At 32.9% G+C, this 26,781-nt stretch carries 19 protein-coding genes; 1 reads left to right on the top strand and 18 read right to left on the bottom strand.

What is annotated here, in order from left to right:
* Positions 1-23: 23 nt before the first annotated feature.
* From hisD to IAE51_RS01160, 18 genes are all read right to left on the bottom strand, one after another.
* Entirely contained in the window at positions 24-1,319 is a 1,296-nt protein-coding gene (hisD, locus tag IAE51_RS01245) for a histidinol dehydrogenase (protein ID WP_200094537.1), read from the bottom strand.
* Positions 1,303-1,929 (bottom strand): ATP phosphoribosyltransferase, encoded by a 627-nt coding sequence (gene hisG / locus IAE51_RS01240; protein WP_003131107.1) that lies wholly within the window; start codon positions 1,927-1,929, stop codon positions 1,303-1,305. The genes hisD and hisG overlap by 17 nt, the downstream gene beginning before the upstream one ends.
* Positions 1,922-2,908: an ATP phosphoribosyltransferase regulatory subunit gene (locus tag IAE51_RS01235; protein ID WP_032946489.1), complete on the bottom strand. Its 987-nt coding sequence runs from the start codon at positions 2,906-2,908 to the stop codon at positions 1,922-1,924. Before IAE51_RS01235 ends, hisG begins: the two co-directional genes overlap by 8 nt.
* The gene (hisC, locus tag IAE51_RS01230) at positions 2,896-3,978 is read right to left on the bottom strand and encodes a histidinol-phosphate transaminase (protein WP_003131105.1); all 1,083 of its coding nucleotides are present in this window, start codon (positions 3,976-3,978) and stop codon (positions 2,896-2,898) included. The genes IAE51_RS01235 and hisC overlap by 13 nt, the downstream gene beginning before the upstream one ends.
* A gap of 470 nt (positions 3,979-4,448) precedes the next feature.
* Positions 4,449-6,446, bottom strand: coding sequence for a ribonuclease R (rnr, locus tag IAE51_RS01225; protein ID WP_103054740.1), 1,998 nt, complete (start codon positions 6,444-6,446; stop codon positions 4,449-4,451).
* Positions 6,447-6,546: 100 nt separating this feature from the next.
* Positions 6,547-8,067 carry a MucBP domain-containing protein gene (locus IAE51_RS01220; RefSeq protein ID WP_058206567.1) on the bottom strand — a complete coding sequence of 507 codons (1,521 nt, stop codon included), beginning with the start codon at positions 8,065-8,067 and terminating at the stop codon, positions 6,547-6,549.
* A 34-nt stretch (positions 8,068-8,101) separates the two neighbouring features.
* Positions 8,102-8,446, bottom strand: a complete 345-nt coding sequence (locus tag IAE51_RS01215; protein ID WP_021721680.1) for a helix-turn-helix transcriptional regulator — start codon at positions 8,444-8,446, stop codon at positions 8,102-8,104.
* A gap of 807 nt (positions 8,447-9,253) precedes the next feature.
* Positions 9,254-9,883 carry a K(+)-transporting ATPase subunit C gene (locus IAE51_RS01210; protein ID WP_033899568.1) on the bottom strand — a complete coding sequence of 210 codons (630 nt, stop codon included), beginning with the start codon at positions 9,881-9,883 and terminating at the stop codon, positions 9,254-9,256.
* Positions 9,884-9,900: 17 nt separating this feature from the next.
* Positions 9,901-11,967 (bottom strand): potassium-transporting ATPase subunit KdpB, encoded by a 2,067-nt coding sequence (gene kdpB / locus IAE51_RS01205; RefSeq protein ID WP_103054739.1) that lies wholly within the window; start codon positions 11,965-11,967, stop codon positions 9,901-9,903.
* Positions 11,968-11,975: 8 nt separating this feature from the next.
* Entirely contained in the window at positions 11,976-13,703 is a 1,728-nt protein-coding gene (locus tag IAE51_RS01200; protein WP_200094534.1) for a potassium-transporting ATPase subunit KdpA, read from the bottom strand.
* 9 nt (positions 13,704-13,712) lie between these two features.
* Positions 13,713-13,793 (bottom strand): K(+)-transporting ATPase subunit F, encoded by an 81-nt coding sequence (gene kdpF, locus IAE51_RS12400; protein WP_072285303.1) that lies wholly within the window; start codon positions 13,791-13,793, stop codon positions 13,713-13,715.
* Positions 13,794-14,039: 246 nt separating this feature from the next.
* Entirely contained in the window at positions 14,040-14,750 is a 711-nt protein-coding gene (locus IAE51_RS01190; RefSeq protein ID WP_058203809.1) for a response regulator transcription factor, read from the bottom strand.
* On the bottom strand, positions 14,740-17,370 hold the full coding sequence (locus IAE51_RS01185; RefSeq protein WP_085624371.1) for a sensor histidine kinase KdpD: 2,631 nt from the start codon (positions 17,368-17,370) through the stop codon (positions 14,740-14,742). Before IAE51_RS01185 ends, IAE51_RS01190 begins: the two co-directional genes overlap by 11 nt.
* A gap of 287 nt (positions 17,371-17,657) precedes the next feature.
* Positions 17,658-20,129 carry a Cna B-type domain-containing protein gene (locus IAE51_RS01180; RefSeq protein ID WP_085624373.1) on the bottom strand — a complete coding sequence of 824 codons (2,472 nt, stop codon included), beginning with the start codon at positions 20,127-20,129 and terminating at the stop codon, positions 17,658-17,660.
* Positions 20,130-20,467: 338 nt separating this feature from the next.
* Positions 20,468-21,478: a DUF916 and DUF3324 domain-containing protein gene (locus IAE51_RS01175; protein ID WP_233611008.1), complete on the bottom strand. Its 1,011-nt coding sequence runs from the start codon at positions 21,476-21,478 to the stop codon at positions 20,468-20,470.
* 80 nt (positions 21,479-21,558) lie between these two features.
* Positions 21,559-22,086: a hypothetical protein gene (locus IAE51_RS01170; protein WP_058203811.1), complete on the bottom strand. Its 528-nt coding sequence runs from the start codon at positions 22,084-22,086 to the stop codon at positions 21,559-21,561.
* Positions 22,083-22,418 carry a hypothetical protein gene (locus tag IAE51_RS01165; protein WP_058203812.1) on the bottom strand — a complete coding sequence of 112 codons (336 nt, stop codon included), beginning with the start codon at positions 22,416-22,418 and terminating at the stop codon, positions 22,083-22,085. The genes IAE51_RS01170 and IAE51_RS01165 overlap by 4 nt, the downstream gene beginning before the upstream one ends.
* Positions 22,419-22,454: 36 nt before the next feature.
* Complete coding sequence (locus IAE51_RS01160) at positions 22,455-24,746, bottom strand: bacterial Ig-like domain-containing protein (protein WP_162551441.1); 2,292 nt, start codon at positions 24,744-24,746, stop codon at positions 22,455-22,457.
* A 456-nt stretch (positions 24,747-25,202) separates the two neighbouring features.
* Between IAE51_RS01160 and IAE51_RS01155 the strand changes: the two genes are divergently transcribed.
* Positions 25,203-26,672 carry a helix-turn-helix domain-containing protein gene (locus IAE51_RS01155; protein WP_200094529.1) on the top strand — a complete coding sequence of 490 codons (1,470 nt, stop codon included), beginning with the start codon at positions 25,203-25,205 and terminating at the stop codon, positions 26,670-26,672.
* The last annotated feature ends 109 nt before the right edge of the window (positions 26,673-26,781 follow it).

The raw sequence follows: 26,781 nt of genomic DNA, 5'->3' as shown, positions 1-26,781 counted from the left end.
TTTTTAAAATCTTGTCTCAAGTATTACATTTCATCAAATCTCACAGAAATTGAGTTAGCATGAGCCGTCAATCCTTCTGATTTTGCAAATGTCTCAACATCCTCTTTAAAGTCAGCCAAAACTTCTTTAGGATAATAGCTATAAGTTGAATATTTTATGAAATTATGGACACCCAAACCAGAGTAAAATTTGGCTGTTCCTCCAGTAGGTAAGACATGATTGCTTCCTGACATATAGTCGCCTAGCGGTTCTGGCGTATACTCTCCAAGAAAAATTGAGCCAGCATTTTTGATTTTTGGAAGCTGGACTAAGGATTCACTAGTCAAAACTTCTAAATGTTCTGGAGCCAGCTGATTGGAAACATCAAATGCTTCATCAATATTTTTTACAACAATGGCTCCACCGTAATTCCTGATGGAACTTTCAATGATTTCACGACGTTCCAAATTTTGAACTTGTCTATTTAATTCCTCATCTACTTGTTGAACAAGTTTTTCAGAAGTCGTCACTAGAATCGCTGACGCAAGTTTATCATGTTCTGCTTGCGCCATTAAATCAGCAGCGATATATTTTGTATTGGCAGTTTTGTCAGCAATAACTAGAACTTCTGACGGACCGGCTATCATATCAATATCTACCACCCCATAACAGATTTTCTTAGCTGTAGCCACAAAAATATTTCCGGGTCCGACAATCTTATCAACTTTGGGAATAGATTCTGTCCCATACGCAACGGCGGCAACACCTTGTGCTCCACCCACTTTATAGATTGTTTCTATTCCACAAACTTCAGCAGCTGCTAAAATATTTGGATTTACTTTTCCATCAGCTTTAACTGGAGTAATCATAATAATTTCTTTGACGCCTGCTAAAAGCGCTGGAACAGCATTCATAATGACTGTTGAGGGATATGCAGCCGTTCCTCCGGGAACATAGAGAGCAACACGTTCCAGAGGACGCGCAATTTGTCCCATGATAACACCATTTTCCTTAAAAATATTCCATGAATTTCCCAGTTGGTGCTTATGAAATTCTTCGATTTGTGATTTGGTGCGTCTAAGAATTCTAAAATAATCCTCATCAATTTGTTCTAGTCCTGTTTCACGTTCCATGGGCGTGACGAGTAAATTACTAGTATTCACATCATAACCATCGAACTTTTTAGCATAGTTAAATAAGGCAGTATCTCCACTTTTTTGAATGTCTTCTACAATCTGTTGAACAGTTTTATTAACTTCTTTTGATACTTCTGTTTTTCGACCTTGAAATTTTTCAGCAATTTCTTCAAGCTTTCCTTGATAATCAATTTGTTTGAGCATCTTCTAACCTCTCCACCATTTCTATAATTTTATCTTTTTTAAATTTGAAACTAGATTTATTGACAATCATCCGTGTTGAAATGTCACTGATTTTTTCAATGACCTCTAAACCATTTGCAGATAAAGTATTTCCTGTTTCGACAATGTCAACAATTGCATCGGCTAAACCAACAACTGGTCCAAGCTCAACAGAGCCTTCCAACTTGATAATTTCAATATCTTCTTGCTTTTGAGCAAAATATTTTTTTGTCACTCTTGGATATTTTGAAGCAATTCGTTTACGTCTTTGAAAATTTTTATTTGAAAAGTCAGGATAGGAAGCAAGGGCAAAAATACACTGCCCAATTTTTAAATCCAATAATTCATAATAATCATCAAAATCATTTTCATCAAGCGTATCTTTACCAACAAAGCCAATATCAACAATTCCATGTTCTAAAAAAGTAATGACATCATTAGCTTTTCCAAAAATGATTTGTAAATCATCTTTCGTTTTAATTTGTAATTCACGTCCTAGATTTAGAATTGGTTCAACATCATAGTTCGCATTTTCCAATAAATTGGTGACTTGTTTTTGGATTCGTCCTTTAGTTATGGCAATTTTAATCATTGTCTTCCTCCAATTCTTGTCTTTCCAGTGCCTTTAAAATAGTATCCATATGACAACAAAAACCAATGGCAACCGCCTCTTCTTGAAAATTACTTAATAGTTGGTCATATCTTCCTCCTGATAAAATAGGTTGATTAGCTGCTGAACTGTAAGCTTTAAACATTAAATCAGTATAATAATCCATTTTAGGAACCATTCCCAAATCAATGATAATCGGTTTAATCATTGAAAGTTTTTCTGAAAACTCTTTAAGCTGTTTAAAGGAAGAAATGAGCACATCATCTTTTGTATTTGTCACTAAATTTTCCAACCTTGATAACTCATTAGTAATAAATATTTCTTTCAAAAGTTCTCTTAATTCCTTAGAAAAATTATTTTTTTCGATAAAAGCATTAAGACCACTCAAATCTTTCTTGAGTAAAAGTTCTGTAAGTAACTCTGTTGAACCGTCAGCTAAATGACATAAACGTTGAAAAAATTTTGCTGAGCCTATTTCAAAGACCGTTTTATTCAAACCTAACTGTTCAATCACTTGAAGGGCTAAACTAAGAATTTCTAATTCTGACTTATCGGCTGATTCACCAAAAAGTTCAATACCAATCTGATAATTTTCCGTTGAACGACCTTTATGCCGTTTTTCTTTTCTAAATATTTTTCCAAAATAGGAATAACGAGCACTAGTAGAATCCTTGATTTGCGAATAAAGTCTAACTAAAGGAAGTGTAAAATCATAACGGAGTGTAATTGATTGTCCCTCATGATTGATAAACTGAAACATTTTTTCTTGATTAAAAGTTTTTCCATTACTTTCAAGTGCTGTATAGAGTTGTGTATATTCAAAGCTTGGAGGCATGACTTCCTGATAATTCTTCAAGCCAAATAATTTCCTTAAACGACCTTCTATCTGCCGTAGACTTTTAACTTGATTCAAGGTCATTTCTGCCGATTCTTCAGGAAGCAGATAATTTATTTTTTCCATTCGTCAATTTCCTCATTCTTTTTTAAATAGCCTTTTAAAAATTCAATCACTTTGTTCATTTCTTTATTAGTTCCAATAGTTATCCGTAACCAATCATCAATCCGTGGTTGATTCCAATGCCTGACAATAATTTTTGCCTCATAAAGCGCCTTAAAAAGTTCTTCTGCTTTTACTTTTGGATGATGAACAAAAACAAAGTTAGCCTTTGAATCAGTCACTTCAAATCCTAAATTAACCAGATTATCTTTAAAAACTTCTCTTGTCTTAATGATTTTCTGAATGTTTTTTTGAAAATAATGTTCATCCATTAAACTTGCTTCTCCAATAATTTGTGCCAAACTATCAATTGGATAGGAATTAAATGAATTTTTCACATCATACAAATGAGAAATTGCTTCAGCAGAGCCATAAGCTACACCCAAACGAATTCCTGCCAAACTCCGTGATTTAGAAAAAGTTTGAACCACTACTAAATTATCGTATTTTTTAAGCAAAGGAAGACATGTTTCACCACCAAAATCAATATAGGCTTCATCAATCAAGACAATTGATTTTTGATTTTTTTTCAGAATTTCTTCTATATCTTTAAGATTTAGCGCCAAAGCCGTTGGAGCATTAGGATTTGCAATCACAATTCCGCCATTTTCAATACAATAATCTTTTATTGAAACTTTAAAATCATCATCCACAGGGACTTTTTGAAAGGGAATTCGATAGAGTTCGCAATAAATAGGGTAAAAAGAATAAGTAATGTCAGGCATTAATAAAGGGCTTTGACTATTAAAAAAGGTCAGAAAACTAAGTGACAAAACTTCGTCAGAGCCATTTCCAATAAAAACCTGTTCAACTTCTAAATGATGATAGTCGGCCAATTTTTTTCTTAAACTTTTCGCGTCAGTACTTGGGTAAAGACGCAAATTTTTTGTCTTATAACGTTCATTAAATAATTGAGCTACACTAGTGGGCGGATATGGATTTTCGTTAGTGTTTAATTTGATCATGTCAGTAAGTTCAGGTTGTTCACCTGCAATATAGGGACTTACTGACCGAAGGTTATTTTGCCAACTCATAGATTTCTCCTTTCGAGAATAGAAAGATAATATAAAAAAAACGCCTAAAAGCACTTGGCTTAAAGGACGGTTTAATCGTGGTTCCACCTTAATTTATCACTTTTTCACAAAAGTGACCTCGGTAAGTTATAACAACTTAGCATTAACGCAGCTAACGCTCACATAATAATGTGAGTAAGATAGCGATGAGTATGGTTCATCCCATTATCAGACCTTTTCTCAGCAACAAGGCTCTCTCAACTGATACCTAAGACTACTCTTTCATCTCTTGTTTGTTAATTCTTAATTATCTGAATTATAATACTTATATTTTTAAAAGTCAACATTTATTTTAACAAAATATCTATCTTGTTGTTTAGCATAATAAAAATACCAGTAAATACTGGTATTTTACTCGAAAATATTTAAATTTCAATAGTTTAATTTATCTTATTAGTCCTTTATTTATTCGACATAATAGTAGACTGGCTTTATTCAGGAGCAATTTGTTCAAAATCAACTGTTCCTTTTCGTTTATTAGCAGCAATAACACGAATTTTTATTTCTTGTCCTATTTGATAGACTGTTTCTGATTTTTTTCCTGTAAAAATACTTGCTTCTTCATCAAATTCAAGTTCTTCTGTAGTCCCAGTATGTAAATTAGGTACACGAATTAAACCTTCAACTGTATTATCTAATGCAACAAAGATTCCAAATTTTTGCAGTCCTGTAATTGTACCAGTGTAAACTTCTCCAATCCGCTCTGACATATATTCTGCTTTTTTCATTGCATCAATAATTCGTTCAGTGACGACCGCACGGTGTTCCATATCAGAAGAATGGCTAGCAATTTCAGGTAAACGTTCTTTCCATTCGTCTTTAGTACGGTTAGAATGGTCAGAAGGATATAAATGTAATAAACGATGGATAATTAAATCAGGATAACGCCTAATTGGGCTTGTGAAATGCGTATAGTTAGTCGCTGCGAGCCCAAAATGTTTTGTATTTTTTTCAGAGTAAACCGCTGTTGACATCGTATGTCGAAGTTGATAAGTCAATGCCTTTTCAGAACTTGTTCCTTTAATCTCATCAGCAAAGAAATTAATGGCTTGATGAGAATCTGAATTTAAGGAAAAGCCAGCATTAGCAGCAGCTTCCATCAATTTAGCAAAAGCTTTCTCTTTAGGGTTATCGTGAACTCGATATAAGGAAGGTAGTTTTTTCTTTTGAAAATCTAGGGCAACAGTTTCATTTGCCATCAGCATAAAGGATTCAATCATTCGTTCTGCAGTATCACGATCACGTTTTACAATTTCGATTGGATGACCTTTTTCATCTAAAATAATTTTTGCTTCACTCTCGTCAAATTCAATCATTCCTCTGTCTTTTCGCATTGTTTCAAGAATTTCATGAAGTTCAACGGCTACTTTAATCGAATCGGTAATTTTATAGAAGTTTTCAAGGGCTTCTCTATGACCTTCTTGTCCTTGATGAATCATTTTATTGACATTATTATAAGTCATTCGATAAGTTGTTTTTATGACTGAAGGTGATATTTTATAACTGACAATCTTACCTTTGTCATCAATTTCCATTAGACAAGACATTGTTAGTCGCTCTTGAGCTTCATTGAGTGAACACAAATTATTGGATAACTTAACAGGCAACATCGGAACAACTCGGTCAGTTACATAGACTGATGTTGCGCGTGAGTAGGCTTCTTCATCTAAAGAAGAACCCTCAGTCACATAATGACTGACGTCAGCGATATGGACTCCTAATTCAAAATGTCCATTTGATAATTTTTTAACGTGGATGGCATCATCCAAATCCTTAGAATCATCTCCATCAATGGTATAGGTAATTTCATTCCGATAATCTTCACGATCTTGCAAATCTGAATCAGTTAATTTTTCGGAAAATGCCTCAGCCTCAGCTAAAGTTTCAGAAGAGAACTCTTGTGGAATTTTCATAGCACAAAGCACTTCTAAAATATCTAGTCCTACTTCGCCTTTATGTCCAATAATACCTGTAATTTTTCCTTCAAATGTCTTGGTATCGGTTGGATATTGGGTTATTTTAAGACTTACTACATCTTCTTCTTGAACCCCTGATAAAGGTTGTTTGATATATAAAGTATCAGAAATTCGATCATTATAGAGTTCTATTCTTCCTTTGTATCCTAATGCTTTGACTTGACGATTTGACAAAGAACGGTAAGTCCCGACCGTATCAACTACGGCTCGTTCATTTATTTTAGTAATTTGTCCACTTGCACCGCGTTTTTCAGTTTTAGGATAGGTAACTTTAACGGTAACTTTATCCCCATCCATCGCAAATTTAGTATCATTTTTACCGATATAGATATCATTTGTTTTATCTGTTGAGTCTTCTGGATGAACAAATCCGAAACCTTTAGGATGTTTAGAAAATACTCCCTTACTTTCTGTTTGATTAAGTGCTGATGCTAATTCTGATAGCTGAACCATATATATTTATTTCTTCCTCCAATTGTATCTTTCTATCATAACATAATCAGTAAGCAATATTCGACTATTAATAATAAAAAGGCCTTTGATAGCCTTTTATTTATTCTTTTTTATGTCGAAATACTATAATAGTTGACCCTAAAGTTATAAGAGTGAGTCCACTAATGAAAAACAATATACTCCTTTTTTTGTTTTCACCAGTTTCAGGTAGTTTTTGGGATTTTTCAGAACTGGAGTTTTTAACTTTTGGATTAGTTTTATTTATTATTTTTGTTCCAGAATTTACTAATTCATCTTTTGGTTTTATAATATGATTTTTAGTATAAACATAAGTTATGGTCTGAATTTTATCCGTATATTTACCTTTTGAATTACCTCGAATTCCTTGAAAAGTATAACCAGAAATATTTTTTTCTTCAGTTATATAATCTTCCCCAACAGTTCCAGTTCTAACAACATCTTTTAAAATTGATTTTCCATCTGTATCTATATATTTTACAACAACTTTTCCTGTAGCAATAGGTAACTCATTTTTTTTGTATATATAAGTAACTGTTTGTGCCTTTTCTGAAAACTGACCTGATGAATTTCCTTGAACTTCTTTTAGAGTATAATCTTTAATATTTTTTTTATCAGTATAATAGTTTTCACCAATATTTCCTTGTAAAATGATATCTTCTGAAATAGGATTATTCTCTATATCTACATATCTTACTGTCACATCAGCTGCAACCACTGGATTTTTAGAATAAACATAAGTGACTGTTTGAAGCGCTTCTTTAAAATTTCCTATACTATTTTGTGGTAGTTTAGATGTGTCTAATGTGTAACCATCTAAGACCAATTTGTACTGATCTGTACTGGCGTCATAAACATCTCCTTTTGAACCACTAATAGTTTGCGGATCATGAATTTCATTTCCTTCCTCATCAACATACTTCACCATTACTCCTTTAGAATAATCTGGGTATACGAATTGGAGTTGATTTCGATCAGTAAAAAAGGGATAAGGACTATAATTTTGTAACCAGTACTCTCCGCTAAAAGGAATAAACTGTTTATTTAAATTGGAATTGCTCAATATGTAATCAGTATCAGGAGAAAGTTGAAAAGAAACCTCTATATCATTCTCTTGGTTATTTGCATCATCTGGATATACAATTGGTTTAAGAAGCTCGACCATGTAGCCTTTGAGCTGTTCTAGACTTGGTTTACTATCAGAATAGTTAATCCCATCCGTTGTATAAGTAATTTTTATGTCTCCTTTAGTTGCTTCTGGATAAGATAAAAATTTGAACCAGGATTTTCCTGATGAATCCTGATTCAAGAAAGACATTTTCCATTTATCTATTCTGCCATTATATACTGTTAGTATCTGTTTATTATAAACAACTTTATTTTTCGCTAAGTCAACGGTTGTAGGCCTAACGAAGTGATTATAAAAGTCAGAACCTATGATATAGTAATCAGAACCATCGGCAGAGACCTGTAGACTCGTACTCGAAACTGAACCTTGAGCATAAACCTTTCCAGCTCCAATTACTAACATCATTGATGCAAGCAATAATGACATTAAAAAAGTACTTATAAGTCTTTTTACCATCTTATTTTTTATTATCATAATAAATAAACTCCATACAATCTCTAAATTCTTTTTAATTGTGAGATTGTTCCTCCTTTAATTCTTGCAACATCCAGTTTTGCGAAAACTTACATATTTCAATTTTTTGATTTTTATCAAGACTTTTAAAAAGAAACTCTGCAAAATCTCTTTCTTCATGATTTTTTGAACAAATTTTATCCATCCCTAGTAAATATCTTGGTGTTACATCAAAATACTCTGCTAACTCTAATAACCGAATGGCTGATGGCATGGTTTGTGTTTTATAATTACTTAAGGCATTTCGAGAATATCCTAATTCTTTTTCGATTTGATTAAATGATTTTCCTAAATCAGTCGCTAGCTTTCTAACTCTCTTATAAAATATACTTTCTTCCATCGCTTTTCCTTTCAAAATATCAAAATCTAATTTTCAGAAAAATTAAGATTTTTCGGAAAGTACTGTGACTGTTCTGTTATACTTATATATGAACAATTCGCTTAAAACAGCATTTACAAAAATACTGAAAAAAAAAAGGTATTTAAAATAAAACAATTAAGTAAATAAAAGTCATGGTATGGGAATCGTAACGAATCATAAGTGGCATATTATGTATTTTTCAGCACAAAAAGACTCCGAAAAATCTTAATTTTTCGGAGTCTTATTATAATATGTTACGGAACATCATGATATTTAAACAACTAACTGTTTAAATACCTTATTCATCAGACTTTTTTTAATTATAAAAATGTTACATTAATTACATGTACTCTATATTATACATTTTTTTAATTTTTTTGCCAACATGTTTTATATATATGTTAATTGAACCAAACGATTTTATTCCATTTCATGTCCTAATCCATTAATTTTTTCGATAGAAATTTCAAAAATTGTTAATACTTCACTGGTATTTTTTAGCTTCTTTGAAAGGGTTCCTTAGAATAATTCTCACCAAAATATTTCTCATAAACCAGGACCGTTGATTTTCTGTTATCTAATTGTGTATTCTAAATCATTTTTGGTTTAATTTATCGCTAATTTAAAACTTCTTACTTTTTATGTTACCATCAGTAAATGCTTATTTTTAGAAGTATACAATTGGAAAGATAGTCTTAAAATCTTTCCATACTATTTTTATAAAAAGAGAATATCTAAAAAAACTATAAATCATAGTGATTTATAGTTTTTTCTTTTTTTACGTTATTAATCACTTTTTTCACTTAATTGATTGTAAATTTCAAGATTAACTTTTAATACATTGACTGTTTTTTCACCTAGAAATCCTAAAGTTTTATTTTGAGTATTTTTATCAATAATTTTTTTCAAATTATCTACGCTTATACCTGTAGACTTCGAAATTTGAGGAATTTGAATCAGGGCACTCTGTTGGCTAATGCTAGGATCAAGGCCTGAACCTGATGATGTCAATAAATCTGTAGGAATATCTTTTTTATTTATGCTCGGATTATTATTTAGAAAGTTTTGTAAATCACTCTCTACTCGTTTTTTTAGTAAGGGATTACTAGGTGATAAATTTTGTGAGCCTGAAGCCACTCCCAAATATTTACCCTCAGATTTTTCTTTTGCAGTATAAGTATTATAATTAACAGCTGAGGGACGTCCCTTCATGAATCCTTCATCAGAAAATTGTTGCCCAATTAATTCAGATCCTATCACTTTCCCTTTATTAACGATAAGACTACCATTAGCCTGATAGGGAAAGATACTTTGTCCCAGACCTGTTATGAGCAATGGATAGAAAAGACCACAAATCACTGTAAAAACCACTGTAACTAGAAAAGGTGTTTTTAATTCTTTAAATATTTTTCTCATCACTTCTCCTTTTAGCATTAAAGACCAATCATGTGCAATAACGGAGCAATGATTAAGTCAATAATTTTTATTCCAATGAATGGAGCAATAACTCCCCCTAAACCATAAACTAACATATTATGTGTCAGCATTTTATCCGAATGCTGTGGTTTATATTTTACGCCCTTCATCGCTAGAGGGATTAAAAGTGGAATGATTATTGCATTAAAAATTAATGCTGATAATATTGCACTGGAAGGCGTTGCAAGATTCATAATATTTAAAATATGAATTTGTGGAATAGCAAGCATAAACATTGCGGGAATAATCGCAAAATATTTGGCGATATCATTGGCAATAGAAAATGTTGTTAGTGCTCCTCTTGTAATTAAAAGTTGTTTACCAATCTCTACAATATCAAGAATTTTAGTCGGATCACTGTCTAAATCTACCATATTTGCTGCTTCTTTGGCCGCACTTGTCCCTGAATTCATTGCAATACCAACGTCAGCTTGTGCTAGTGCTGGTGCATCATTAGTTCCATCCCCTGTCATTGCAACAACTTTTCCATCGTTTTGTTCAACTTTTATTGCTTTGATTTTATCCTCTGGCTTACATTCAGCGATATAACTATCAACCCCAGCTTCTTGAGCAATCGTTGCGGCCGTCAAAGGATTATCACCAGTACACATAATTGTTTTAATTCCCATTTCACGTAAACGAGCAAACCGTTCTACCAATCCTGGCTTTATTGTATCTTTTAAATAGATAACTCCCAGAATCTTTGAATCTTCTGAAACTACCAATGGGGTGCCGCCTACCGAAGATATTTCATCGGTAATTCTCTTCAAATCATTAGGAACTCCCCCTCCTTGTTGTTGAATATAATCAATCACAGCATCTGTTGCTCCTTTGCGAATTGTCTTTCCTGTCGGAAAATCAACTCCACTCATTCTTGTTTGAGCGGTGAACTCTACAAAAGTCATTTCAGCTGGAGTCATAAAGTCCTTATCTTCTTGTTCTTCTGCTAATCTAATAATAGACTTGCCTTCTGGTGTTTCATCTTTCAATGAAGTTAAAACAGCATTTTCTGTCAATTCTTCTAAAGAAACACCGTTTACTGGAAGAAATTTTGCGGCCATTCTATTACCAAATGTAATTGTTCCCGTTTTATCTAAAATCATAGTATCCACATCACCACTGGCTTCAACTGCTTTACCAGACATTGCAATCACATTAAAACGTGTCACTCTATCCATTCCAGCGATCCCAATTGCCGATAGTAAGCCACCAATTGTTGTTGGAATTAAGCAGACCGTTAAGGCAATGAGTGTCGTTACACTTAACTTCACATGAACAAAAGAAGCAATGGGGTAGAGTGTCACAATAACTATTAAGAAAATAATAGTTAAACTCACAAGTAGAGTATTTAATGCTATTTCATTTGGCGTTTTTTTCCGTGAGGCTCCTTCAACAAGAGAAATCATTTTATCAAGAAATGATTCTCCTGAACTAGAAGTGATTTTTATCTTGAGCCAGTCGCTTGAAACAGTTGTTCCTCCTGTTACTGAGGCAAAGTCACCACCAGATTCTTTTACAACAGGAGCAGATTCTCCTGTTATTGCCGATTCATCGACGGAAGCAATTCCTTCAATCACTTCTCCATCACTTGGTATCAATTCACCTGCTTTAACTAGAACTAAATCATCTTTTTTTAACTCAATTGCATCAATAATAGTTTCCTTAATCTGATTAGTAGCTTTATCTTTATTAATAATTCTTGCTTTCATATTTTTTTGCGTTTTTTTCAAGCTCTCCGCCTGAGCTTTTCCTCTGCCTTCAGCGACAGATTCTGCAAAATTAGCAAAAAGAATTGTTAAGAATAAGATTAAAGTCACAATTATATTATAAATTTGACTTGACGATTGAACTGTCCCAAATAAGTTAGGAAAAATAGATAGAATTAATGTAATAGTAAATCCAACCTCAACGACAAACATGACTGGATTTTTCATCATATATGCTGGATTAAGTTTGATAAAAGCTCCTTTGATAGAACTTTTTAGAATCTCTTGATTCAATAGTTTTTTATTTTTAGAAATCATCATAAGCCTCATAATGTTAAAGATTCAGCGATTGGTCCAAGAACCAAAACTGGTAAAAATGTTAATGCTGATATTACAATCACTATTACAAATAGAACGACGGTGAAAGTTCCACTATCTGTTTTAAGTGAACCTACAGAATTATTTACCGACCTTTTCATCATTAATGATGAAGCAATCGCAAGTTGAATAATTAAAATGAGATATCGGCCTAAAAATATAGCAACTCCTGTCGTAATATTCCAAAAAGCGGTATTATCTTTTAACCCCTCAAAACCCGAACCGTTGTTCGCCGCCGAAGATGTATACTGATAAACAATTTGCGATAAACCGTGAAAGCCAGGATTGGATACTCCAGCAATACCCGCGGAAACAGAAACGGCTAGTGCCGTAAAACTTAAAATAATTAAAGGGTGTATGATAATTGCTAGAGCAGTCAATTTCATTTCTTTTCCTTCAATTTTTTTCCCTAAGTAAACAGGAGTTCGGCCAATCATTAAACCACAGATGAATACTGTCAAAAGAACGTAGAGAATCATATTCATTAATCCAACGCCTTTTCCTCCAAAAACAAGATTAAGCATCATATTAATCATGGCAATACCACCACTTAATGGTGCCAGACTATCATGCATGTTATTTACAGAACCTGTTGTGAAAGCAGTAGTAATTTCGGTAAATAAAGCTGACATATTTGTGCCAAATCTAGTTTCTTTCCCTTCCATGTTACCCATAGCTTGACTTAAGCCTAGGTGCTGTAAAATAGGATTACCTTTGGACTCAGCCCAAATAATTATTGTAAGCCCGATTAAAAATAAAACACTCATCACGATAAATAATGGTCGAGCCTCTTTTCCTAAGAAAAATCTTCTTTTACTTTTTAATTGAGAATTTAATAATTTATTTTCTTGATGACTATCTGAAACCATATATCCAAACGCAAATAATATCGAACCAGGTAATAACATCATTGATATCATTTCAATTATATTTGTAATAATATTTGGATTTTCAAAGGGCATTGCTGAATTTGCTGCAAAAAAGCCGCCGCCATTTGTTCCCAAATGTTTGATGATTTCAAGTGCTGCCACTGGGCCTAGAGCAATATCTTGCATTTTCCCTTCAAGGGTTGTAATTGTTAAATTATGTACTAATGTCTGAGGAACGCCTTGTGATATCAATAATAAAGCGCCAATAATAGAAAATGGAAGTAATACACGAGTAATCACTCGTACAAAATCATAATAGAAATTTCCCATATCTTTGTATTTTCCAGACAGTCCTCGAATGAAAGCCATTGAGGCTGCAAAACCAGAAGCTGCTGATGTAAACATCATAAAGGTAATGACAATCATTTGACTCATATAGGAAAGGGCAGACTCTCCAGAATAGTTTTGTAAGTTAGTATTAGTGATAAATGAAATTACTGTATTAAAACTTAGACTTTGCTCCATTGCCCCAATGTGGTTAGGATTTAGAAAGGGAATTTCTTGAATTCTCAAAATTAAATAACCAATAAAAACCATTACAGCATTTGTTAATACTAGAGATAGCGCGTATTTTTTCCAAGTCATGGGCTGTTTTTTCATAGCAATCAATTTATATATAAAGCCATCAAATTTATCCATGACCGGATCTGCAAAGGTCTTTTGATCTGTTGCTATGTGATAAAGGTATTTACCTGTAGGTATCATTAATAATATGGCCACTGCCAATACGAAAATAATTTGTAACATCTGTTCCCCCTAAAACCTCTCTGGATAAATCAGAGCATAAAAGAGATAAATCGCCAATAACATGATAATAATCCCTAAAATAATAAACATTTTAAAAACTTCTTTCTAAATTTCTTTAATTTGCTTGTCACACCAAGCTATTAGAGCCAGAATTAGTAGAAAACTTACTACTAATCCTCCAAGCATCAATAAATCCATCAAAATATTTTCCTCCTCCTTGATGTTGAAATTATTTTAACACTTGAAAAATAAAAAGAGTGTAAAGATTGGGTTGTTCGTATAAAGATAATCTAAAGATTCTCATAAAAAAAGTACTGACGAATCTGTCAGTACTTTTTAGTCAATTTTTATCATTCGATAGCCGACACCAATATGTGTCTGTATCATCTTTGGATAATTGGAATCAAGTTCAATCTTCTTACGTAGCGTATTTGCAAATACTCTAAGTGCTGAAAAATCTTCCTCATAATACCCCCAAATTTCTTTGACAAGATAGTTGTAGGTCATCACCCGGTCCAAATTTTCTGCTAATAAACAAAGAAGTTTGTACTCAATAGGAGTGAGATGTATCTCTTTTTCATTTACAAAAACACACTTTGATAAATAATTTATTTTCAACCAGCCATTAGTAAAAGTTGTTACTTCTGTCAGTAAATTTTGATTATTCCCAGAAAACTTAGCTCTTCTCAAACTTACCCTAAGTCGAGCCAAAAGTTCATCAGTACTAAATGGTTTTGTCAAATAATCATCCGCACCAGCATCTAAAGCTGCTATTTTATCAGCATCTTCTCCTCTGGCGCTGACTACGATAATTGGGAGTTGAGAGAATCCACGAACTTTAGAAATAATCTCTTTTCCGTCCATATCCGGTAAGCCTAAATCTAAAATTAGTAAATCTGGGCGCTGAGAGATAATTTTTCTTAACGCTTCCTTTCCATTTTGAACGGCTACATAATTATAGTCTTCAACCTCCATTGTCAAAGATAAGAGTTTATTAATTGACAAATCATCTTCACAAATCAATATTTTTATATCATCATTGTTCATCAGAAATTAAAACCTCCTCTAAAGGTAATTTGAAACCAATAATTGCTCCATTTGGCTGATTATCTTTAACATAAATTTGTCCTCCATGTGCTAAAATAATACTTTTACACAAAGAAAGTCCTAAACCTAAACCACGCTTAGAATCAACTTGCCGATTTTCGTCAGTATAAAATAAATCAAATATTTTTTCTTTAGCTTTATCAGTAATGCCAGGCCCATTATCAGAAACTTCAAGAACTAACTCATCATTAATTTTTTTGGTTTGTAGTTCTATTTTAGAATTAATTGGTGTATATTTCACTGCATTATTAATCAAGTTTACAATCACTTGTATCATAAGAGCCACATCCATTTTTGCCATTAAGAGTTCGTCGGCTAAATTTAAACTAAATTTATGCTGTTCCAAATGCCTGTCTACATGTTTAAGGGCTTCTTCAACTACTTCATCAATAATATTTGCTTCCAACTTTAATTCTATTTTTTCATCCAATCTTGTGATAGATAAAAGATTTTCAACTAAATTAATCAACCACATTGAATCATCATAGATATAAGCTGATAATTCTTGAATTTGAAGTTTATTTATTGTGCTATCATTTTTCATCAGTAATTTTGCATGTCCAGAAATACTAGTAAGTGGAGTTCTTAAATCATGTGAAATAGCACGTAACAAATTTACACGTAACTGTTCTTGCTCAATTTGAATTTCGTTTTTTTGTTGGACTTCTCGAAGAATTTCTTTTTCTAAAGCTAATCCTGCTTCACCTAATATAGCCAGAATTATAGATTTTTCAAATGTTTCCAACTCATTTTTATCCTTCATTAGGATACCAATCACCGCAAAAGATTGATTTTTCCCACGAATTGACAAATATAAGTAATTAGCAGCTGATAATGTATTGGTCGTTGCTCCTGCACGTTTATTATTGTGCATTACCCACTCAGCTACACCTCTCTCATTAAAATTCTGGTATTTTTCTAAATTATACTTAGAAGACTCAGTTGAAAAATATGATTCATCTCCTAAAACTTTATCTTTGATTGGATAAATCACAATATCTCGATCAAGTAATTTTTTTAACTGTTGAACTGTTGCTTCTAGAATTTCTACTACCGAATCAACCTGTGCTAAATCTTTATTCGTTTGTAAAAGTACTTCTGTTCGATATGATTTTTCCGCAGAGACTCGAACTTGTTCTTGAATTCTTTTGATTAATGTCGACGTAATTAATCCAGCAGCCAACATAATTAAGAAAGTAATTGGATAATTAGAGCTAAAGGCTACAAAAGTGTAATAAGGTTCTGTGAAAAAATAATTAAAGCAAAGTACAGATAAGACTGAGGAAATGAGACTAAAAATTCTTCCTTTTGTAAAAATAGCATTAATCTGAACTCCTAAAATATAAAGCATAATTATATTAGCAACATTGAAGTTCCAGTATTTGAAGGCTAACCCACACGAAGTGACAAGAGCTAGCATCAGTATTGTTTTCAATAAATCACTTAATGAAAACCGGATTTTTTTAAAATTATACAAAGTTCCAGAAGTATTTTTTTGTTGTCCCCTTGCATTTGGAATGACATAGATATCAAGCTCTGGCGCTTCCAGACTTATAAGATCTACAATATTTTCCCTACTCCAAAATGAACTTTGTACACTTTTACCAATTACCAGCTTTGATATTTGACTAATTTTAGCATATTCGACAATTTGCTTAGAAACATTATCTCCATAAAGGACAGATAGTTTTGCGCCTAACTGTTCAGCCAAACGTAAATTCTGTCTCAGTCTATCTTTTTCTTCTTTGGAAGAATTTTCTAAATCACCGATATATAATGCCGTAAATTCTGCTTTAAATGCAACTGCAAGTCTCGCAGCTGCATGAATAACATGAGAGGCTGAGGGTGAAGCTGAAACACATACTAAAACATGTTCTTTTGCATAAATACTTTTTTTATTTTGAGCTTTACGAATAGCGCTCTTATTGACTTGGTCAGCAGTTTTTCGTAAAGCAATTTCCCGAAGGGCGATAAGTTTTTCTAATGTAAAAAAATTTTCTTTTGCTTGATTTACTTTGTTTAACTGATAAATTTTTCCTTTATCTAGTCGTTCTAATAAATCAACGGGTTCAATATCAATTAGCTCAATTTGATCAGCCTCTTCAAATATGTAATCAGGAATTTTTTCATTTACAATAATCCCAGTTATTTTTTCAATTACATCATTTAGACCTTCAAGATGCTGAATATTTATTGTTGTAAAAACATCTATTCCTGCTTTCAAAAGTTCTTCAATATCTTGAAATCTCTTCTTATTTCTTGAACCATGGCAATTTGTGTGGGCTAATTCATCAACTAGGATAACCTGAGGTCTACGAATCAAAGCTTCTTCTAAATTGAACTCTTTTAATTGAATTCCTTTATAATTTATTTTTTTTAAAGGTAAGGTTTCGAGCCCTTCAATTAATTTTGAGGTCTCTGGTCGATTATGAGGTTCAATGTAGCCTGAAACAACATCAATTCCAGATTTCTGAACCTCACGCGCCCCTTCGAGCATAGCAAATGTTTTTCCAACACCAGCAGCATAGCCAAAATATATCTTTAGTTTTCCCTTTTTCATTGATTGCCTCTAAATTTTCTTGTCCATATTATAGCATAAAAAAACGTAGTCCATTATTGACATAAACTTTCTAACCCTTCCAATTTTACAATCTTCAAAATAATTCAATTTTGAAATTTCTGCTTAGTTAAAGAAACAAGACTTGGCCTCACAACTAAGTATACTTTAATTTTTCAACAAAAAAACTCTATTTTCATAGTATCTTCAGATTCCATGAAAATAGAGTTTTTTTGCTTTTAACAGAACTGGCCAGAATTTATATAATGCTTTGGTTCTTTTTTAGTTTATCATTTTTTTCTTTCTTGTTTATGCTTCACTAACAATACAACTCCAAATAGTAATGCGGCACCAACAAGTATCAACCAAAATCCTGAATATTGCCCCACCACAGGGAGATTTTCTGTGGTTTCTTTTTTAGCATCGTTGTGTGCTTCTTCTGAATGATTTGAGTTACCATCATTATTATTAGTAGGTTCGTTGTCACCGTCATTATTAATGTTGTTGTTGTTGTCCTCCTCCTCTTCTTCAGGATTAGGCTCTTCCTTCACAAATTTATTAATCAAAGTAATTTTATTATTTTCTTGAATTTGATCAACTTGATAATGCTTAGGTACGTCAATTTCTTTAATTGAATATAAAATATCATTGCCCAGTTCATCTCTTATGGCTAAATCGGTAAATTCCCAAGTCCATTTTTCACTGACTCCAATAGTGACTGGATTCCCTTGCAACTTATTATTTGCCAATAGTTGAATTGTAATTGTTTCTGGTCTGATAGATTCATAGCCCTTATCATCCCAATCTTTATTAACAATCAAGCTCATTTTTTCTACTTCAATAGCTGTATTGACAATATCTCGTCCTATAACTTGTGACTCATAGCGATATTTATAGTCAGTTGATAACTCTTCTTTTAAGAAATACTGAATTCCTTGTTCAACTCCTTCTATCTCCTCCATTCCATGCAAGTGAGAGAAAGTATATTCCCAGTTCTTATTTGAATTTGTCTCTTGTGTCACAAAATCATTAGAATTTACTTGTCCATAAAAGCTTTGATAACCGGTTGCTAATTCATTGAATTGAACCTGACGTTCTTGCTCACCATCTTTTCTCCATAGTTGAACTGTGATATGAGCTGGTCGTGAAGTAATATTTCCATCATCCAACCAGATTTTTTCGCCCGAAATGGTAAGTGGGTTTTGAATCTTATTAGAAAGTTTAAATTGAATTTCTGAATCATTTTCGTCATTTAATCTTTGGCTTGTTGACTCATAACCAGCTACGGGAATTTCTGTCACGTCATAGAAAATTTCACGCCCTTCGTTATTATATTTTGGTAGATTATCATAAACATAGGTCCAATTATCTGTAGCTCTTATTTCTATTGGGGTCTTATAAGGAAGTCGAACTTCTTCTTTATTATTCGTTGCTTTAAGATTTGCCCAAATTTGAACTTCAATGGTATCGGGCCTTAGACCGTTTATATCGCTCTCATCTTCCCAAATTTTATCGATTGTCAATCTTTTTACCGCTGAGTATTCAAAAGAATCAAATCTAAATTGTTGAAGATTACGAAAGGCACCTGTTGATGCAGATACAGCTAAAGCTAGCGAATCAGATGAATCAATTTCTTTTTGACCAATTAAATCATAAACAATGCCATCTTCCGTCAATGTTCCTGATGAGATTGGATTAGTTGTTATGCCATGGAGCAAATAAATGCTAAGCGTTCCTTTTCCTGAATCTCCAGGTTTATAATCATAGATGACATTTTGAAAACCTGTGGTGTTATCTTTAGTTGAACCACTTAGTAAATCATCATTAGCATCATACCCATAATCGGAAGTTAATCTTCTACTTTCCCCTTGTACAGGGTTGCCGTCGGTATCATCACCAATTTCACCACGGCGACTTATACCTGAATTTTGTAGTATCTTACTTGTGTCTAGCCAAGCAACTTGATTCCAATCGGCTACACCAAATCCTGCACCAGTTGCAAAAGGTACCGTTCGGCCTGAATTCAAAAGGGGAGTGTTGGCCGGAGTAGGTTCAGTTGTCGTCTCGATAAAAGATCCGAAAGGGTTACCTTGGTGAGGTGCTTTACTTCCAGGATCCTCTTCCCAGCCTAAGCGATGGTTGTCATCACCATTACTTTGCTGCGCAGTATTCCAGTAAGTATCAAACTTATAACCAATCGCACCTTTAAGACCGCCAATCCCCATGTTAGCCCCTGTAAAACCAACCTTTCCTACTTCTTCAGGATGAAAAGCAAAACCTATCCCGTCCGCACCTCCACTTGGAGTTCCTCCATTTTCGCCAGCATCTTCTTTATCTCTCCAGTCTTCATCAGTTCTATCTCCCAAATAAATAGCGCCTTTAAGTTTAAAAGGTTGTTCTGTTGAAATTCGATTATTAAGCGTGAAATTGCCTGACCAGTCATTTCGATTAGGGGTTAAGGTGATAATTCCTGTTTCTTCATCATATCTAGCTTTCGTTTCGTCATCAGTTAGTGCAGGACCAAAAGGATTAAAAGCTCCACCGACTTGATAACGCATGCCAACAGTACCTGATAAAGTAAAATTATCATTGAAATCACTCCTAGTAAGTGTTGTAGCTCCCGTATCAACATCAGTTGAATTAACAGTAACTACTTCTTCAGCATTAGTCTGTTTAGTTTGAACTGATAGCAATGTTAGTGAGCTAATAAATATTAGACCAATTAGAGAGACTATTACAGTTCCTTTTTTGTTTAGAATCATTCTTCACCTGCTTTCTATTTTGTATTTAATTTATTACTGCACCTGCATCGTTGTATTCGTTTTCATTATATCATTAATTATTTTTGCCCCAAAATAATATCCTAAGTACATTGTCCGATATTTTTAATACCGATTATTCTTTGGCAAAACTTTATTAATAATTATTTAAACCTTTTTATTTCATTATTTTATAGAAAAAGTCGCTGAATATTCATAATAATAAGCGACTTTTTCTATTTAATTTATACATTTTAATATTCCTAGTTTAATTAACTAGCTTTTTTAAGTTCGAAATAAAAAAGCTGAATATGAATGTATATGTATGTATGTGTTTTGTTTTACTTACTTCGCTTTCCCAAAAAATAGAATAATATTAGCAATAAAAACAAAGTTATTCCTACCAACATATAATGTATCCAATTTAAGTCTGTTTTTTTTGTGTAATCTACAGACGTCTGATTATACATGTTAGCTTCGCTTTCTTTAATAGTAAAGTCTTTTGAAAATTGCCAGTCTTCATGATCATTCTTCAAGACGATCTTATAAGTATAGGTTCCTGGTTTAAAGTGATCATTAAGTGATACAGGGAGTTCAAAAGCACTATTAGGCGCAATACTCAGGTTCTGCTGTTGGATATTAACTAATGGTTTTGTTTCTCCTTTTTTAGTGATGATAAAATCCCCATTCAGCTGAGACATTAATTTAGCTTGAGGATTGCGAATGGCCATACTGACCTGGTTGTGTAAATTTTCCTGTCCGATTTTGACATCGCCCCCAATCAGTTCGGAGTGAACAGGTGTATCATTTTCGGAAATCCGAAGCGCAATCGTATGGATAAAGACGTTTTGTATGCCTTTACCTTCTTTTTTTTCTTGGACTGGACGAACAACGATTCCTCCTAATAAAATCCCATTAATAGCTTGATCGGGCATTGTTAAATGAAAACGAACTGTATGCGATTGGTGTCCACCTACTGTAAGTTGTGGGCTGTCATTCTTAATCAAGTCCTTTAGATCTAACTTCATAGAAGAATCTTTCTTAAATTTTGATTGAGTATAGTCGACAATCCCATTGCAATTGGTTGTCGCGTTATTAATTTCAATTTGAAATGTTTGAGGCTGGTTAGATTCATTATTAAGCGTTAATTCAAAATTATCACTTGCTTTAGGGGCTAATTTCATATCATAAAAATTAGAAGTCTCTTTCTTTTGAGAGATACCAAAGTTAGGAGTAACCGTATAATTTCCTGGCTTTTCAGAAGATGAGCTCTCTTGAGCATTCACAAAACCCTGACTCCCAAAGCTTATGAAAAGTAGGAGAGAGAAAAAGAGCATAAAATATTTTTTCATTTGAGATTCCTTAGTTAAAAAAGCCACTCTTTTAAGAGAGTGGTCTCTTTTCTTGTTTTTTAGAGACACCTGAAGTGTCATCAGCTAGGAGCTCCATCAACCACATTCCAAACAATGGTTGCGGTATATTGGTTAGGAGTAGTTTTGGCTGGAACCTCAATACTTGGACTCAAAGTAATTTTTGTATCTGGTTTAGTTGCATCTGCTTTATCTAGAACATCAATATTTTGGGCGCTTCCATTCAATGAAACGGCCGCAACCTTCCCTTGATCAGAAGTAGGAGCAAGTTTTAATGTCATCCCTCCCCCTAAAGTTGCGTCTTTTTTATAGTTTGCTTGTAGATACCAACCAGTAGTAGAACCACGATAGTCATGTAAATTTAAAGCTACTCCTGTCGTTTTAGGCGTCGATGTTTGTGCCTGCCCATTTAAAGTAATCGCATTAAAATCAATACTGGCAAGGGGATCAATGTTTAATCCACCACTTGTTACTGAAATAGTTGCGTTGGTATTAGTTGTTGAATCTGCGTGGGCTACCCCTTGAAATAAAAAGGTTCCTCCGAGCATTGTGAGTAAAGCTGTCGTTGCAACTGTTGTTGTTTTTATCATTTCATCATTTCCTTTTTCTCTTTATTTTTTGATAAATTAAGTCCTGAAATTAAGCTTGCTAGAAGTAAGCAAAATAACCCTAGAACCCCCTCCTTAAAAGGGTCGTATCGGTCATTAGTCTGTGGAAGTAATCCTTGAACAGGTGTCACACGGATAGGTGTATAAGACTGATTTAAGGGAATAATTTGATTGGGAGCAGGAACTACTGAAGGGGAGGCTTTAACTGTAATCGTAACATCAGTTTGACTTGAGGTCGTATCCGCCCAGGTATTCGTTCCTCCACCTAAAGCTAAAACTGAAGTTAATAGCAAACACGTGATCTGGGTTTTCATCTTCTGTCCCTTTCTATATCTATATGTCAACTTTTATTAAGAAGCAGGAACTTCTTGCAAATTCCAGACAATGGTTGCAGTATAGCTATTAGGAGTCACATGAGCAGGGACATCAATAGTAGGGTTCAAAATAATGTTTGTATCTGGTTTGTTAACATCTGCTTTTTCTAGAACATCAATATTTTGGGCGCTTCCATTCAATGAAACTGCCGCAACCTTCCCTTGATCAGAAGTAGGAGCAAGGCTTAAAGTCATCCCTCCTCCCAAGGAGGCTCCCTTTAGATAGCTTGCCTGTAAATCCCACCCATCAGATAACCCTCGACGATCCCGCAAGTTCAATGATATATCTTCTATTTTAGGCTTTGAAGTTTGACTACTTCCATTTAAAATAATGTTATTAAAATCAATACTAGGTAAACTTGATAGTGTCAATGCTCCAGATTTAACATGAACATGTACTACTTTTTCTATAGGAGAAATAGGTTTTAAAGAGTATGTTAATGAATAATCACCTACTTTATGAGTATCCACTTTATCTGCCCCCAATACTGACACCTTATCAAACTTTAATGGATTCCCGGCATTGTCCGTTGCTGACAAAAATCCTTTACTAATATCTAATGAATCACCGACGGTTAAAACAATATCCTGAACATCAAGGCTACTTTTAGTTTCTAAAACTTTTACTTCATTATGCGTTACCATGCCATCGTATGTGAAGGTTAGTGGATATACACCTACTTTTTTTGTATCAACTTCTCCATTAACTATTACTTGATCATCCTTAACAGGGTTTCCATCTCGATCTGTTACAGTTAAAATATTTGAGCTTTTATCCCATGGATTGTATTGATAAATTACACTGTTTTGAGTCTTTAGTTCACGCTGGTCAATAGTAACTATTGAATCAATAGAGTTAGATTCGAGGTCGTTTGAATCCGTTAATTTAAAACGTAAGGTATGTTTTCCCGTTTGATTAATAGGAGGTAAAGAAGCTTGTTTTGTTGCCCCGGATTCGCTTGAATCACTTAAGTCATAGGTTTGAACTTGCTTAAAATCGCCTTGGTCGACAGATTCCCATAGTGTTACCTTTTGGCTTGTTGGCGCATCAAAAGAAAACTTAAGATCAATTGGTTGTTGACTTCCGTAACTTTCACTCCCCATTGTAGCCATTAGTAGTTGTGGCTTTTCAGCCTTAAATAGTGTTTGGAGCGTTATCGGGCGTTGGAGCACATTTTGTTCGCTAGAACTTAAAACAAAATTTTCCCCTTGGGATGTCTTTTGTGCAGTTGCTTGTACTTTAGGCTGAGTGTCAACTGTTTTATTAAAGATATTAACAACTCTACCGAATCTTTTAGCCACCATCTCTGCTGTTGGGAACCCATCTTTCCTTAAATTCCATTGTATTGTTGGAGTGAGATATCCGCCTGGAAGTTGAGTATTAACTCCTTTGACTTCATCAAAGGATGCATGCTCTATATTATATTCATTTTTACTGTCCCACGGAGAAATATAAGTTGACCATGTAGGAATATCTATTTCCATGGTATTAGATGGTTTAGCTCCATCTATTAAAGAAATCTTAGACCTATGCAAAAATTCAGTTTGGCACTGATCCCAATCGTAAAAAGTTGCTTTTCCAACAATTTTATTGTCTTGTGAGGGAAATATCCATCCTTTGGTATTAACTTTATTTGGACTTTCATCAAAAGGTAATCCTTCCGCAGACAACAACACATGCTTGTCAAAAGCCATTGATATATGGTTTGGAACATTATCTTTTGGTAGACCACTGTCAAATATATAGTTCCATAACATACTAGCTACCCCGGTTTCTGAATCACCCCTCATAGTTATACGAAGCACTTTTTCTCCTGATGGAGCATTAACTACATTAAATCCATTCGTATTGACTATGGTTGTATCATGTCCAGGATAATTATCTAGTGTTAATTTAAATGAAGAAGGAGATAAGGCAAAGCCTTTGTCCACTGCTGCTTTCAACGTTTCCGGTGTTATATCTTCCTCACTGGATAAGCTTGAAAAGTTAACATCACATATAAAAGAAAGGCCAGTTTGTGCAATAAGAGGGAAGTCGGTAATGCTAGTATCTGAATTATCACAAGTTCCCTGTAGAAAGACAGGGATAACTTGACTAGAACTTGAATATATATTTGAAATGTCTGCATTAATAGTTGGCTTAGGTGTTGGTAAAAGTTTTACTTTAACGCCTCCAGGTTCATATGCTTCACATGTTTTTACATTTATTAGTGCTATCCCCATAACAAGCAAAATACCTAGTAAAAAGGAATTAACTATTTTTTTCATTAAAATTTCTCCTCAGTAACCATATAATTTTTGGTATGATATTTAAGATTTTTACATTAAGCTTGTTGAAAGTATTGAAAAGAGTTTTAGGTTTCATACCTCATATATCATTTAAAAATTTTTTGGTATCTCGAAAAATAATACCTCCTTTATCAAATAGAACTATATTTATTATATTTATATTTTATAATATATTGCGCATCATAAACAATACACAAATGCTGTATATCGTTATACATCGTTTGTGTATAAAGGTACACGTATGGCTTTCTATCAACCTTTTCTCTTTTTTTTGTAAGAATATCAGTACATTAACTTTTACCTTTCGTTGTAATTAATTGAAGATAAATATATAATTAGTCGTATAAAAAATAAGACACTTATATGTGTTATTAATCATATATTTACCTAATAAATAAGAAAGGAAAGTACAATCACCAGTATAAAAATTTATCCATGTTAAAAAATATTATTCCCTGTTATTTAAATATTGAAATAGAGGTTTTATTCTATATAATTAAAAAGAAATCAACAACTCTGAACGATGTTTCTGCTAGCTTAGGGGTTTCGAAGAGAATTGTAAAAGAAAATATAATAAAGATTAATACTTCTATGGAAGATTATTTTTCAGTAATTGGCTTTATTGTTTCAAATAATTTTGGAAGTATTTGCGTAAATTCAAATTATAAGTACTGCTCATTAGAATATGCTTATAATTTACGACTATATCTTTTAAAGAGTAATGTCTTATTTAATTGCTGCGTTAAGCTGGTTACTCACTCTAAAATAAGTAGAGAACATTTGATTCGTTCTCTTTTTATATCAGAATACTATCTACCTAAACTAATACATAAACTTAATATATTTTTTGAAGAATTTGGAATAACGATCTTAAATAATCAAGGAATTTATTGTTTGGAGGGCAATGAACTGTCTATTCGACTTTTTTCATACCTTTTTTTACAAGACACATTTCAGGAAGTGGATTGGCCATTTGAAGACATTCCAAAACCTCAGCAAATATTACAAAATTCTGACAAATGGGCCAGTACTAAAAAGAGGGCTTTGTATTTACTATATACTGTCTTATCAATTAGAGTAGCTGATAATAAATTTTTAATAGCACCATTTTCCAAAGATATGATGTCCTTCTTTGAAATTATTTATCAAGACTTTGATATTTCCTCTCTAATTCATCCAAACTTTTTTTCAATTATTAAACTTGGAAAAAGTAAAAAAATAGAAATGTTATACTTTAGTTTTTTGTCTAGGATATTCCTTCCTTATATTTTTTCGATGGAACAAAAAAAGAAATTAGGAAAATATTTTTCTACTTCTGAACATCCATTTTGTATACTTGCTAAAAAGATATTTACTAAAATAGCTTCTTTAATTAATGTTAATGGGTTAGAAAATGATGAACGAAAGTACTTATACCTTTATTACATTGTAATTTTTAATGCTTGGTGTCTGCTCAATGATGAGAACAAGGATGTACTTAGTTTTTATATTCCTTTTACACATTTTGAATTGCCCCAAAATACGTTGTTGTTTTCTAAAATTAAAGAAGAAATATTATCGGTAGTAAACGATAGAAAACACACTAATCTTCTAAGTAATCTAATATGTTCATTATCTATTTCTGAGAAAAAAGGCCAATTGAGTATATATATTCAAGTCATTAAATCATTTACAACAGAAATTTTTATTAGAAATAGATTAACTAGTTTCTATAACAAACAAAATATCTATATTACTGATAGCTATGACGAAGCTGATATTGTTATAACTGACACGTATGAAAGATTTAATAAATCAAGTGGTAAAGAAATATTTTATCTGGATTCAATTGAGGATGAGCTAATTCTAAATGAGTTGAACGAATTGATTAGAATCAAATATAGAGAGAAATTAAGAAATAATTAGTTTTATATTTTTTATTATAGATTTCTTCTGTTAAACCTTAATGGAAGAATTAATTAGCCAAAAATAGTATTAGATTTAAATTTTTAAAAGAAGTTTTGTCTGGTTATCA

The sequence above is a fragment of the Lactococcus sp. S64 genome, from assembly GCF_016516525.1.
GTDB lineage: Bacteria > Bacillota > Bacilli > Lactobacillales > Streptococcaceae > Lactococcus > Lactococcus lactis.
This window is presented reverse-complemented; position numbering and strand designations above follow the sequence as displayed.